At 74.0% G+C, this 14,223-nt stretch carries 3 protein-coding genes; all 3 read left to right on the plus strand.

Annotated features, from left to right (window positions below):
• The coding region (locus ASC60_RS37885; RefSeq protein WP_055558276.1) for a beta-ketoacyl reductase at window positions 1-1,054 on the plus strand (1,054 nt) is incomplete at its 5' end.
• A gap of 42 nt (window positions 1,055-1,096) precedes the next feature.
• On the plus strand, window positions 1,097-13,171 hold the full coding sequence (locus ASC60_RS37890; RefSeq protein ID WP_055558277.1) for a type I polyketide synthase: 12,075 nt from the start codon (window positions 1,097-1,099) through the stop codon (window positions 13,169-13,171).
• 17 nt (window positions 13,172-13,188) lie between these two features.
• Window positions 13,189-14,223 (plus strand): beta-ketoacyl synthase N-terminal-like domain-containing protein (locus tag ASC60_RS37895; RefSeq protein ID WP_199831177.1); only part of this gene is annotated, 1,035 nt, incomplete at its 3' end.

The following is a 14,223-nucleotide window of genomic DNA, read 5'->3' on the forward strand; positions in this document are numbered from 1 at the left end:
GATGCTTCCCGCGCAATCCCCGGAGCGGCTGGCCCGGGCATGGACGGCCAAGGCCACAGCCGCGGCCAATCTGCACGCGGCGACGGCACATCTGCGACTCGCCACCTTCGTCATGTTCTCCTCCTTCGCCTCCGATCTGGGCACTCCCAGCCAGGCCAACTACGCGGCCGCCAATGCCTTCTGCGACGCCCTCGCCGCCCACCGCCAGGCCGCCGGGCTGCCGGGGTTGTCGGTGGCCTGGGGGCTGTGGGCGGCCACCAGCGGACTCACCGCCCGGCTGGACACCGCCAACCTGGCCAGGATCGGCCGCCTGGGGATCACGGCCAACACCACCGAGGAGGGGCTGGCCCTGCTGGACGCGGCGTACCGCCAGGGCCGTTCCCATCTCCTGGCGCTCAAGCTGGACACCCGGGCCCTGGCCGGCCAGGACACCGCTACCCTGCCCACCCCGCTCCGGGCGCTCACGGCCACCGGCGGCAGCGGCCGTGCCCGCCCGACCGCGGCGGCCGGAGGCCGGCCGGTTAACTGGGCCGGCCGACTCCGCGGACTGCCGTCGACCGAACAGCACCGGCTGCTGCTCAACCTCGTACGCGGCCACGCCGCCGCCGTGCTGGGCCACGCCGACCCCGCCACGGTCCACCCCGGCGCCTCGTTCAAGGACCTCGGCTTCGATTCGCTGACCGGGGTCGAACTGCGCAACCGGCTGGCCGCGGCCACCGGGCTGCGGCTGCCCGCGGCGCTCGTCTTCGACCATCCCGAAGCGGCCGCGCTCGCCGAACACCTGCGTCATCAACTCGCCCCGGACGACGCCGGGGGGCGGGACATCCCCCACCCGGTCTTCAACGAGCTGGTCAGGCTGGAGAACAGCCTGTCCGCCGTGGCCGTCGACGATCTGGATTCCGGAGCCGTCACGACCCGGCTGGAGACATTGCTTTCTCGCTGGAAAGCGATGTGTCCCTCGGACGAGGACGACGGCGGCGCCGTGGAGCGGCTGCAGGTCGCGACCGCCGATCAGGTGCTGGATTTCATCGACAAGGAGCTTGGCCTGTCATGACCGACGTGGCGCGCCCTTTCGCGGAAGGCCGGGTGACCCTCTGTGCCGCATGCTGATGAAGAGAAGCTGGTCGACTATCTGAGGCGAGTGGCCGGCGATCTCCACGAGACACGCCGTCGGCTCCGCGCCATGGAGGACCGCTCCCAGGAGCCGGTGGCCGTGGTGAGCATGGCCTGCCGCTATCCGGGCGGTGTACGGACGCCCGAGGACCTGTGGCGGCTCGTCGCCTCCGGCGCCCACGCGATGGGGGAGTTCCCCGCGGACCGCGGCTGGGACCTGGAGAACCTGTTCCACCCGGACCCCGACCACCCCGGCACCAGCCACGCCCGTGAGGGCGGATTCCTCTACGACGCCGACCGGTTCGACCCCGAGTTCTTCGGCATCAGCCCGCGCGAGGCCGTGGCCGTCGACCCCCAGCAGCGGCTGCTGCTGGAGGTGGCCTGGGAACTGCTGGAGCGCGCCGGGATCGACCCCGTCACGCTCAAGGGCAGCCCGACGGGCGTCTACGCCGGGACCGCCCTCCCCGGCTTCGGTACGCCGCACATCGACAGCAGCGCCGAGGGCTATCTGGTGACGGGCAACGCCCCCAGTGTGCTGTCGGGCCGGGTGGCGTACACACTCGGGCTCGAAGGGCCCGCGGTGACGGTGGACACGGCGTGTTCGTCCTCGCTGGTGGCCATGCATCTGGCCTGTCAGGCACTGCGGCAGGGCGAATGCGGGCTGGCCCTGGCCGGTGGCGTGACGGTGATGGCCATCCCGAATGTGTTCACCGAGTTCTCCCGGCAGCGGGGCCTCGCGCCCGACGGCCGGTGCAAGGCGTTCTCCGCGGACGCGGACGGCACCGCCTTCGCCGAGGGCGTCGGCCTGGTGCTGCTGGAGCGGCTGTCCGACGCCCGCCGCCACGGCCATCGGGTACTGGCGGTCATCAGGGGCTCGGCCATCAACCAGGACGGCGCCTCGAACGGCCTGACGGCGCCCAACGGGCCCTCCCAACAGCGCGTCATCACGCACGCGTTGGCGAACGCGCGACTGTCACCGGCCGAGGTGGACGTGGTCGAGGCCCATGGCACCGGCACCCGGCTGGGCGACCCCATCGAGGCGCATGCGCTGCTGACCACGTACGGCCAGGACCGGCCCGATGGAAAGCCCCTGTGGCTGGGGTCGGTCAAGTCGAACATCGGCCACACCCAGGGCGCGGCCGGCGTGGCGGGCGTCATCAAGATGATCATGGCGATGCGGTACGAAACGCTGCCCGCCACCGTGAACGTCAACCGGCCCACCCCCCATGTGAACTGGGACGCGGGCGCCGTACGCCTGCTCACCGAACCCGTCCCCTGGCCATCGGGGGAACGCCCGCGCCGGGCCGCGGTGTCCTCGTTCGGGATCTCGGGAACCAACGCCCACCTCCTCCTCGAATCCGCACTGGCCGACGCACCAAGGCGTACGCCCACCGAGAGCACACCGCCCGGCGGTCGCGCGCTGCCCTGGGTGCTGTCCGCCCGTACCGGCCAGGCGCTGCGTGACCAGGCCGCGGCACTGGCCGCCCATGCCGACGCCCATCCGGGACTGTCCCTGGCCGATGTGGGCTGGTCGCTCGCCAGGACCCGTACCGCCTTCGAACACCGGGCGGTGGTCCTCGGCGACGACCGCGACCAACTGCTGACGGCCGTACGAGCGCTGGCCGATGGCCGGGCCCACCCCGGGGTGACCCGGGCCGGGGCGGCCCGCGCCGGTGCCACGGCATTCATGTTCACCGGCCAGGGCAGCCAACAGCCCGGCATGGGAGCGCAGTTGTACCGGGCCTTCGAGGTGTTCGCGACGGCCCTCGACGAGACCTGCGCCCATTTGGACCCGCTGCTGGGGTGCTCGCTGCGCGACATCCTCTTCGCCGCAGAGGACCCCGCCGAGGACCCCGCCGAGCACACCGTCGAGGACCCCGACGAGGCCCGCTCCCTGCACCGCACCGGACTGACCCAGGCGGCCCTCTTCGCCCTGGAGACCGCCCTCTTCCGGCTGGTGGAGTCCTTCGGGCTCACTCCCGGATATCTGACCGGCCACTCCATCGGCGAAATCGTCGCCGCACATGTGGCGGGCGTTCTGTCACTGCCGGACGCCTGCACGCTCGTCGCCGCCCGGGGGCGCCTCATGCAGGCGCTCCCGGCCGGTGGCGCCATGGCCGCCGTCGAAGCCACCGAGGAACAGGTCGTTCCCCTGCTCAGCGGGCATGCGGACCGTCTCTCCCTGGCCGCTGTCAACGGTCCCACCGCCCTCGTGGTGTCCGGGGCCGCGGACGCCGTCGAGGAGGTGGTGCGCACCCTCAGGGAGCGCGGCCACCGCACCAAGCGGCTGCGCGTCAGCCATGCCTTCCACTCGCCGCTCCTCCAGCCCATGCTGGACGACTTCCGCGAAGTCGCCCGGACCCTCACCTACCACGTGCCGCACATCCCGGTGATCTCCAACCTCACGGGTGAGCCGGCCGACGCCGACCAGCTCCGCGACCCGGAGTACTGGGTACGCCACGTCCGCGAGCCCGTACGGTTCCACGAAGGGCTGCGAACCCTGCGCACCGAGGGCGTGGTGCGCTACCTCGAACTCGGCCCGGACGCCGTCCTCACCACCATGGCCGAGGACGCCCTCGCCACCGAGGGAGCGGCCGATGGGACGGCCGATGGGACGGCTGATGGGACGGCGCCGGTGTTCGCCGCCGTCCTGCGCCACGGCCGCGACGAGCCCCGCACCCTGCTCTCCGCCCTGGCCCGGATCCACATCGACGGCGGCACCGCCGACTTCTCCGCCGCGCTCCCGGACGGCGCGGGCCACGTCGACCTGCCCACCTACCGCTTCCAGCGCGAACGCTACTGGCGACCGGTCCCGAACGGCACCGCCGATGTACGCGCCGCCGGACTCGGCGCCACCGGCCACCCCCTCCTCCAGGCCGTCGTGGAAACACCCGACGGCGAACTGCTCCTCACCGGGCGACTGTCGCTGAACACCCACCCCTGGCTCGCGGACCACACCATCGCGGGCAGCGTGCCGCTGCCCGGGACGGCCCTCCTGGAGCTGGCCCTGCTCGCCGGTGCGCGGACCGGGTGCGACCTGGTCGACGACCTCACCCTCGAGACCCCGCTGCTCCTGCCCGCATCCGGCGCGGTCTGCGTCCAGCTGGCCATCGCCGCCCCCGACGACGCGGGCCGACGGACGCTCAGCTTCTCCTCCCGCCCCGCGGACGAGGACGACCAGCCCCCGGGAACCACGGACACCTGGCGCCGCCACGCCGCAGGGCTCCTCGCCCCCGCCTCCCCGGCAGCGCCCGCCCCGGAGACCCCCCGGGCGTCGTGGCCACCGGCCGACGCCGTCCCGGTCGATGTGGCGGACCTGTACCGGCGCCTCACCGAGCAGGGGTACGCGTACGGCCCCGCCTTCCGCGGACTGCACGCCGCGTGGCGGCACGGCGAGGACCTGCTCGCCGAGGTGCGCCTGGCCACCGAGCAGCGCGGCGGGGCCGAGGGCTTCGGCCTGCACCCCGCCCTCCTCGACAGCGCGCTGCACCCGGTGGAGGAGCTGTTCAACCCCGACCGCGCCCGTAGTGGGCGTACGCCGAGCACCGTCAGGCTGCCGTTCTCCTTCAGCGGGGTACGGCTGTTCGCCACCGGCGCCACCCGGCTTCGGGTCCGCATCACCCCGACCGGCCCCGACACCGTCGCGCTCAGCCTGACCGACGAGCACGGCGCCGTGGCCGCCACCATCGAAACCCTCGGGCTGCGCGAGATCCCCGCCGACCGCTGGCGCGCCCCGCGTACCGACTCCTTGTACCGGCTCGACTGGCAGCCCCAGCCCCAGCCCGAACCGCTGCCCGCGGGCCAGTCGACACCTGCCGAGAGCTGGGCCGTCATCGGCTCCGACCCCCTGGACGTGGACGGCGGCCGCGAACCCGTCCCCGCCCACCCGGACCTGGCCGCGCTGCAGACCGCCATCGGCGCAGGACTGCCCGTTCCGAGCCTCGTCATCCTGAGATGCCCCGGCCGCGACACCACGTCGCCCGATCCCGACCAGACCCCCGCGCGGGTGCGCGCGGCCGCCCACCAGGTGCTGGACACGCTGCGCGCATGGCTGACCGACGAGCGGTTCGGCACGGCCCGGCTGGTGATCACCACCCACGGCGCGATCGCCGCCGTCCCCGAGGACCCGCCCGCCGACCTGACCACCGCCCCCCTGTGGGGCCTGGTCCGCGCCGCACAGGCCGAACACCCCGAGCGGATCCTGCTGCTGGACCTGGACGACGACCCGGCCTCCCGCCACGCCCTGCGCACCGCCCTCCCGGCCGCCGTGGCGGCCGGTGAAACCGAGCTGGCGGTACGGGCCGGGACCGTACGCGTGCCCCGTCTGGCGCGGGTCCACCCCGACCACGAGCCGCCGCTTCCCGCCCTCGACCCGGACGGAACCGTCCTCATCACCGGCGGCACCGGCGCCCTCGGCCGACTGGTCGCCCGGCATCTGGCCACCGGGCACGGCGCCCGGCGTCTGCTGCTGGTCTCCCGGCGCGGCCCGGCCGCACACGACATCGACGCGCTCATCGCCGAACTGGCCGACCTGGGTGCGGAGGTGCGGGTGGCGGCCTGTGACGTCGCCGATCCGGACGCGGTGGCCGGTCTGCTGGCCACGATCCCCGCCGCCCATCCGCTGACGGCCGTCGTCCACGCCGCCGGGGTGCTGGACGACGGGGTGGTCACCTCGCTGACCCCCGAACGGTTCGACGCCGTACTCGCCCCGAAGGCCGACGCGGCATGGCATCTGCACCGGCTGACCCGTGAGATGGCCCCGGCGGCGTTCGTGATGTTCTCCTCCGCCGCCTCCGTCATGGGCAACGGAGGCCAGGCCAACTACGCGGCCGCCAACATGTTCCTCAACGCCCTCGCCGAACACCGCCGCGCCGAGGGCCTGGTGACCCACACGCTGGCCTGGGGGCTGCTGGCCTCGGCCGGTGGCATGACCCATGAGCTCGACGACACCGACCTGGCCAGGATGGCGCGCTCCGGTGTCGCCGCCATCGCGGACGACCAGGTGCCGTTGCTGCTGGACACCGCGCTGACCACCCCGTACCCCGTCCTCGTACCGGCCCGGTTCGATCTGGCCGCGTTGCGTACCCGGGCCGCCGGCGGGCCGCTGCCACCCGTACTGCGGGCCCTGGCGCCCAGGCCCGCCCGGCCGCCCGCCCAGGACACCGGGCCGGTGCCCTGGGCCGAGCGGCTGGCCGGCCTGCCCGCCGCCGAACGGGACCGTGTCCTCGGCGAGCTGGTCCGCGACCAGGTCGCCACCGTGCTCGCCCATCCGGCGCCGGAGGCCATCGAGCTGGGCCGGGCCTTCCAGGAACTCGGTTTCGACTCCCTGACCGCCCTCGACCTGCGCAACCGGCTCAACGCGGCGACCGGGACCCGGATCCCGGCCACCGTCATCTTCGACTATCCGACCCCCGACGCCCTGGTCGGCTTCCTGCGCGACAAGCTGGTCGGGGCCCGCCACGGGGCACCACTCGCCCCCGTGGCCTCGACGGTGGCCACCGATGGCGATCCCATCGCCATCGTCGGCATGGCCTGCCGCTACCCGGGCGGCGCCGGCTCGCCGGACGAGCTGTGGCGGCTGGTGTCCGAGGGCGTCGACGCGATCGGCGCGTTCCCCGCGGACCGGGGCTGGGACCTGGCCGGACTCTTCGACCCGGACCCGGACCACCCCGGCACCAGCTACGCCCGCGAGGGCGGTTTCCTGTACGACGCCGCACGCTTCGACGCGGACTTCTTCGGCATCAGCCCGCGCGAGGCGCTGGCCACCGACCCGCAGCAGCGGCTGCTGCTGGAGACCGCCTGGCAGGCCTTCGAGAACGCGGGCATCGACCCGGTGACCCTGCGCGGCAGCCGGACCGCCGTGATCACCGGCGTCATGTACGACGACTACGGCAGCCGCTTCCTGGGCCGCACGCCGGAGGGCGTCGAGGGCCGCCTGATGACCGGCAGCACCCCGAGCATCGCCTCCGGCCGGGTCGCGTTCACCTTCGGCCTGGAGGGGCCCGCGGTGACGGTGGACACGGCGTGTTCGTCGTCGCTGGTGGCCATGCATCTGGCGGCCCAGGCGCTGCGCCAGGGCGAATGCGCGCTGGCCCTGGCGGGCGGCGTGACCGTGATGGCCACGCCGAACACCTTCGTCGAGTTCTCGCGGCAGCGCGGACTGGCCACGGACGGCCGCTGCAAGCCGTTCTCGGCGGCGGCCGACGGCACGGGCTGGGGCGAGGGCATCGGGCTGCTCGTCCTGGAACGGCTGTCGGACGCCCGGCGCAACGGCCATCAGGTGCTCGCCCTGCTCCGAGGCTCGGCCGTCAACCAGGACGGCGCCTCCAACGGCCTGACCGCCCCCAACGGCCCCGCGCAGCAGCGGGTGATCCGGCAGGCGCTCGCCACCGCACGCCTCACCCCGGCGGACATCGACGCGGTGGAGGCCCACGGCACCGGTACGACGCTGGGCGACCCGATCGAGGCGCAGGCGCTGCTCGCCACCTACGGACAGGAGCGGGCCGGCGGGCGGCCCCTGTGGCTCGGCTCCATCAAGTCGAACATCGGCCACACCCAGGCCGCCGCCGGGGCCGCGGGCGTCATCAAAATGGTGATGGCGATGCGGCACGGACTGCTGCCCGCCTCCCTGCACATCGACGCACCGAGCCCGCATGTGGAGTGGGAGGACGGCGTACGGCTGCTGACCGAGGCGGTGGAGTGGCCACACGACGACCGGCCCCGCCGGGCCGCCGTGTCCTCCTTCGGCATCAGCGGCACCAACGCCCATGTGATCCTCGAACAGGCACCGGAGCCGACCGACACGGCGGAACCCGCCGCCCACCAGGGCGTGGTGCCCTGGGTGCTGTCCGCACGTGGCGCCACGGCGCTGCGCGAGCAGGCCCGGGCCCTGGCCGCCCACCTCGCCACCACCCCCGGGGCCACGCCCGCCGAGGTGGGCTGGTCGCTCATCAGGACCCGCACCCTCTTCGACCACCGGGCCGTGCTCGTCGGCGAAAGCCGGACGGAACTGCTGGCCGCCGTGGAAGCGCTCGCGGCCGATGAAACCCATCCGGGCGTCGTACGGTCTGCTACGGGGCCGGGCCCCCGCCCGGCCGGCCCGGTGCTGGTGTTCCCCGGCCAGGGATCGCAGTGGCAGGGGATGGGCGCCGAACTCCTCGTCGCCTCACCGGTGTTCGCGGAGCGAGTGGCCGCTTGCGAACGGGCCCTGGCCCCCTACGTCGACTGGTCCCTCACCGACGTACTGCGCGGGCGCGGCACGGAAGGCGCCGCCGAGCTGAGCCGCGTCGATGTGGTGCAGCCGGTGCTGTGGGCGGTCATGGTGTCCCTGGCCGCCGTCTGGGCCGGTCATGGCGTGAAACCCGCCGCCGTCGTGGGCCACAGCCAGGGCGAGATCGCCGCCGCCTGCGTGGCCGGGGCGCTCTCCCTCGACGACGGTGCCCGCATCGTGGCCCTGCGCAGCCGCGCCCTGCGGCGACTCGCGGGCGGCGGGGCGATGGCCTCCCTCGGGGTGGGCCGGGAACGGGCCGAACGGCTGCTCACCGACCTGGGCGAGCGTGCCGCCGCGGTGGTGGTGGCGGCCGTCAACGGGCCCGCCTCGACGGTGGTGTCCGGACCGCCCGAGCAGGTGACCGCGGCCGTGGCCGCCTGCCGTGACTCCGGCGAGCGGGCCCGGACGATCGAGGTGGACTACGCCTCCCACAGCCCCCAGGTCGACGAGATCACGGGCGAACTCACCCGGCTGCTGGAAGGCGTTCAGCCCGCACGACAGCCCGGTACGGACGCGGTCTTCTACTCCACCGTGACCGCCGGGCCCGCCGACCCCGCCGGACTCGACACCGCGTACTGGGTGCGCAACCTGCGCGACCAGGTGCGGTTCGCCGACGCCGTACGGGCCGCCCTGGCCGCCGGCCACCGCGTGTTCATCGAGGTCAGCACCCACCCCGTCCTCACCGTCGGCATGCAGGAAACCTTCGAGGAAGCGGGCAGCGATGCCATCGCGGTCCCCACCCTGCGGCGCGATCACGGAGATCTGGCCCAGTTGGTGCGCTCGGTGGCCCAGGCGTTCACCGCCGGGGTCGAGACGGACTGGACCACCCTGTTCCCGGCCGACCCCACGCCCCGTACCGTCCCGTTGCCGACGTACGCCTTCCAGCGCGACCGCTACTGGCTGGACGGGGCGGACGGACGCCGCGGGGACCCCGCCGACCTCGGACTCACCTCCGCCGACCACCCCCTCCTGGGGGCCGCCGTCGAACTCGCCGACGCGGGCAGCCATCTGCTCACCGGCCGCATCGGCACCGGCGGCGGCCACGGCTGGCTGACCGAACACGTGGTGGCCGGGGCACCCCTGGTGCCGGGCGCCGCGCTGGTCGAATGGGCGCTACGGGCCGCCGACGAGGCCGGATGCGCGGTGGTGGACGAACTGACCCTGCGTACCCCACTGATCCTGCCCGAATCCGGCGGGCTGCGCGTCCAGGTGGCGGTGGGCGCGGCCGACGAGGACGGCCGCCGCGAGGTGCGCGTCCACTCCCGTCCGGACACCGGCAGCGACGAGACATGGCAGTGCCACGCCGAGGGCGTCCTCGCCCCGGCCCCCGGCCACCCGGTACCCGAGCCCTGCGGGGCATGGCCGCCACCGGACGCGGAACCGGTGGACGCGGACGGCTTCTACGCCCGGGCCGCCGCCGACGGATACGCGTACGGGCCCGCCTTCCAGGGCGTACGCACGCTCTGGCGGGACGGCGCCGATGTGCTGGCCGAGGTGGCGCTGCCCGAGGCCGCCGGTGACCGCGACGGCTTCGGCATCCACCCCGCGCTGCTGGACGCCGTACTCCACCCGGCCGCCCTGCTCACCGGACGGACGCCCGGGCAGGACGACGACGGCCGGATGTGGCTGCCGTTCACCTGGAACGGAGTGTCGCTGTGGGCCGCCGGGGCGACCACGGTACGGGTCCGGCTGTCGCCGCAGGAGCGGAACGCGGACGGCGAGCGGGCGCTGCGCGTGACCGTGGCCGACGCCCTGGGCGACCCCGTCCTCACGGTCGACTCGCTCGTGCTGCGCGCCGCCCGTACGGACCAGTGGCGCAGCCCGGGCCGAGGCGGCGCGGACGGGCTGTTCACGCTGGACTGGATCCCGCTGCCGGGGGCACCGGAGCCCGTGGCCGGCAGCGGCGACTGGGTGGTGCTGGGCCCGGCGGACTGGGACACCGCGGGCGCCGTACGCCACCCGGATCTGGCGTCGCTGCTCGTGGCGGCCGACGGTGGCGGACCCCTCCCCCCGGTGGCGCTGACCGGTGTCCCGCCCGCCCCGGCCGCCACCCCGGCCGAGGGCATGGCGGCCGTCCAGCGCATGGTGAGCCTGCTCCAGCAGTGGCTGGCCGAACCCCGGCTGGCCGACGCCCGGTTGGTGGTGGTGACGCGAGGCGCCGTCGCGGCCGGTGCGCCGGACGGGGACGGACCCGGAGCCGATGCCGTGGACGCGGCCGGGGCGGCGGTGTGGGGGCTGCTGCGCAGCGCGCAGGCGGAGAACCCCGACCGGTTCGTCCTGCTCGACCTCGACCCCCGTGGCCGCGCGGATGACGCGCCGGGCGCAGGTGTCCTGGACGGTGTGGCGTGCGCGATGGGAATGGCCGAACCGCAGGTGGCGGTGCGGGCAGGCCGGATGTGGGCGCCGCGGCTGACGCGCGCCGGGGCCGCCGGGAGCGGCGGACTGGTGGCGCCCGTGGCGCAACCGGCCTGGCGACTCGCGGTGGAAGGCGCCGCGACCATCGAGAACGTGACCCCGGTGCCCTGCCCCGAGGTGCTGGAACCGCTGGGCCCCGGTGAGGTCCGTATCGCGGTCCACGCGGCAGGAGTCAACTTCCGCGACGCCCTGATCGCGGTGGGGATGTACCCGGGTGGCGGCGTGTTCCGGGGCAGTGAGGGCGCGGGCGTCGTCACGGACATCGGTGCCGGGGTGAGCGGGCTCGCCGTGGGCGACCGCGTGATGGGCCTGTTCGAAGGCGCTTTCGGCCCACTGGCGGTGGCGGACGCGCGGATGGTGGTGCCGATCCCGGACGGCTGGACCTTCCAGCAGGCCGCCGCCGTACCGGTGGTGTTCCTCACCGCCTGGTACGGGCTGGTGGACCTGGCCGGACTGCGGCGCGGAGAGTCGGTGCTCATTCACGCCGCGACCGGCGGCGTCGGCACGGCCGCCGTCCAGATCGCCCGCCACCTGGGCGCCGAGGTGTACGCCACGGCGAGCCCCGGCAAACACGCGGTGCTGGAGGAGATGGGCATCGACCCGGCACACCGGGCCTCGTCCCGCACCCTCGACTTCGAGACCGAACTACGGGAGGCCACCGGCGGCCGCGGCGTGGACGTGGTGCTGAACAGCCTCGCCGGCCCCTTCGTCGACGCCTCCCTGCGACTGCTGGCCGACGGCGGGCGGCTCTCCGAAATGGGCAAGACCGACATCCGCGACCCGCAGCACATCGCCGCCACCTACCCCGGTCTCCGCTACCGCGCCTTCGACCTGGTACCCGACGCCGGACCGGACCGCGTCGGCGAGATGCTGCGCACGCTACGGGAGCTGTTCACCGCCGGGGCGCTGCGGCCCGCACCCGTACGGACATGGCCGCTGAGCAGGGCGCGAGAAGCGCTGCGGCAGCTCAGCCAGGCCCGCCACACCGGCAAGCTGGTCCTCGACGTGCCCGCCGCCGTGGACCCGGACGGCACGGTGCTCATCACGGGCGGCACCGGCACCCTGGGCGGCGTCGTCGCCGAACACCTCGTACGCACCTGGCGGGTCCGCCACCTGGTGCTGGCGAGCAGGCGCGGCCCGGACGCACCGGGCGCCGCCGAACTGGGCACCCGTCTCCGCGAACTGGGCGCCCACGTGCGCGTGGTCGCGGTGGACGTCACGGACGCCGCCGCGGTGAAGGAGCTGGTGGCGGGGATCGATCCGGAACATCCGCTGACCGGCGTCATCCACGCCACGGGCGTGCTCGACGACGCGGTGCTCACCTCCCAGACCCCGGAGCGAGTGACGCGCGTCTGGGACGCCAAGGCCACGGCGGCGGCCCATCTGCACGCGGCGACGGCGCATCTACGGCTCGGCACGTTCGTGATGTTCTCCTCCGCGGCCGGGGTGCTGGGCAGCCCCGGGCAGGCCAACTATGCTGCGGCGAACGCCTTTTGCGACGCCTTGGCCGCCCGCCGCCGGGCCGAAGGGCTGCCGGGCCTGTCGGTGGCCTGGGGGCTGTGGGCCGACGCCAGCGGCATGACCGGCCACCTGGCCGAGGCCGACCTCGCCCGCATGGCCCGTACGGGCGTGGGCGCGCTCGGCACCCAGCAGGGCCTGGCCCTGCTCGACGCCGCAGTCCAGCACGGCGGCGACCTACTGGTGGCGGCCGACGTGAACCCCCGCACCCTGGCCGCCCTGCCCGCCGAGCGCTTGCCCGCCATCCTGCGCGCACTCGCCACCACCAGCGGCGGTGGCGGCACCGGACGGCGTACGGCGGCGGCCGCCGCCGCGGAACAGCCCGTCGACTGGGCCGACAGGCTGGCCGGGCTGTCGGCGACCGAGCGCCATCGGCTGGTGCTGGGCCTGGTCCGCGGTCACGCGGCCACCGTGCTGGGACACACGGACGTGGACGCGGTACAGGCCGAGACCAGCTTCAAGGAACTCGGCTTCGATTCGCTGACCGCCGTGGAACTGCGCAACCGGCTCGCCGCCGCCACCGGGCTGCGGCTGCCCGCCGCGATGGTCTTCGACTACCCCGAGGCCGCGGTGCTCGCCGATTACCTGCTGGAACGGCTCGCACCCGACGACACAACCACCACGGGCCGGGACGGCGTGGACCCCGTTCTGGGCGAGCTGGCCAGGCTGGACCACACCCTGGACTCCCTCGACACGGACGACGAGGGACGACACAGGATCGCCAAACGGCTGAGCGGACTGCTGGTGAAGGTGAACGGCGGATCGACCGAGGCGCCCGGCGCGACGGACTTCGACGCCCTCGAATCCGCTTCGGACGACGAGATGTTCGCGCTCATTGACCGTGAACTGCCCTGATGGAGGAGCGAGAACAGATGTCGGGTACGGGTACGGGTACGGGTACGGAAGAAAAGCTCCGCCAGTATCTCAAGCGAGTGACGGCCGATCTGGGGCAGACCCGTCAGCGCTTGCGCGAGGTGGAGGAGCGGGCGCAGGAACCGGTGGCCATCGTCAGCATGGCCTGCCGCTTCCCGGGCGGGATCGCCTCCCCCGAGGACCTGTGGCACCTCGTCGCCTCCGGCCAGGACGCCATCGGGGACTTCCCGAAGGACCGCGGCTGGGACCTGGACGGCCTGTACCACCCCGACCCGGACCACTCCGGCACCAGCTACGTCCGCCGGGGTGGCTTCCTGCGGGGCGCTGACGGATTCGACGCCACCTTCTTCGGCATCAGCCCGCGCGAGGCACTGGCCGCCGAACCGCAGCAGCGCCAGCTCCTGGAAGTCTCCTGGGAACTGCTCGAACGCGCCGGCATCGACCCCACCTCGCTCAAGGGCACCCCGACCGGCGTGTACGCGGGCGCCGGAATCCTCGGCTTCGGCACTCCCCACATCGAAAGGAGCGCCGAAGGATATCTGCTCACCGGCAACACGCTCAGCGTCGTCTCGGGCCGGGTCGCCTTCACCCTCGGTCTCGAAGGACCCGCGGTGACCGTGGACACCGCGTGCTCCTCGTCCCTGGTCGCCATGCACCTGGCCTGCCAGGCGCTCCGGCAGGACGAATGCACCCTGGCCATGGCCGGTGGCGTCACGGTGATGACCACCCCGCACACCTTCGTGGAATTCTCCCGCCAGCGCGGACTGGCCCCCGACGGCCGCTGCAAGCCCTTCGCGGCGGCCGCCGACGGTACGGGATTCTCCGAAGGCGTCGGCCTGCTGCTCCTGGAACGGCTCTCTGACGCACGACGCAACGGACACCAGGTCCTCGCGGTGCTCCGGGGCTCGGCGATCAACCAGGACGGCGCTTCGAACGGCCTGACCGCCCCGAACGGCCCCTCGCAGCAGCGAGTGATCCGACAGGCCCTCATCAACGCCCAGCTGTCCTCCGCCGAGGTGGACGCCGTCGAAGCT

It is taken from the genome of Streptomyces sp. NBRC 110028 (assembly GCF_001417735.1).
GTDB lineage: Bacteria > Actinomycetota > Actinomycetes > Streptomycetales > Streptomycetaceae > Streptomyces.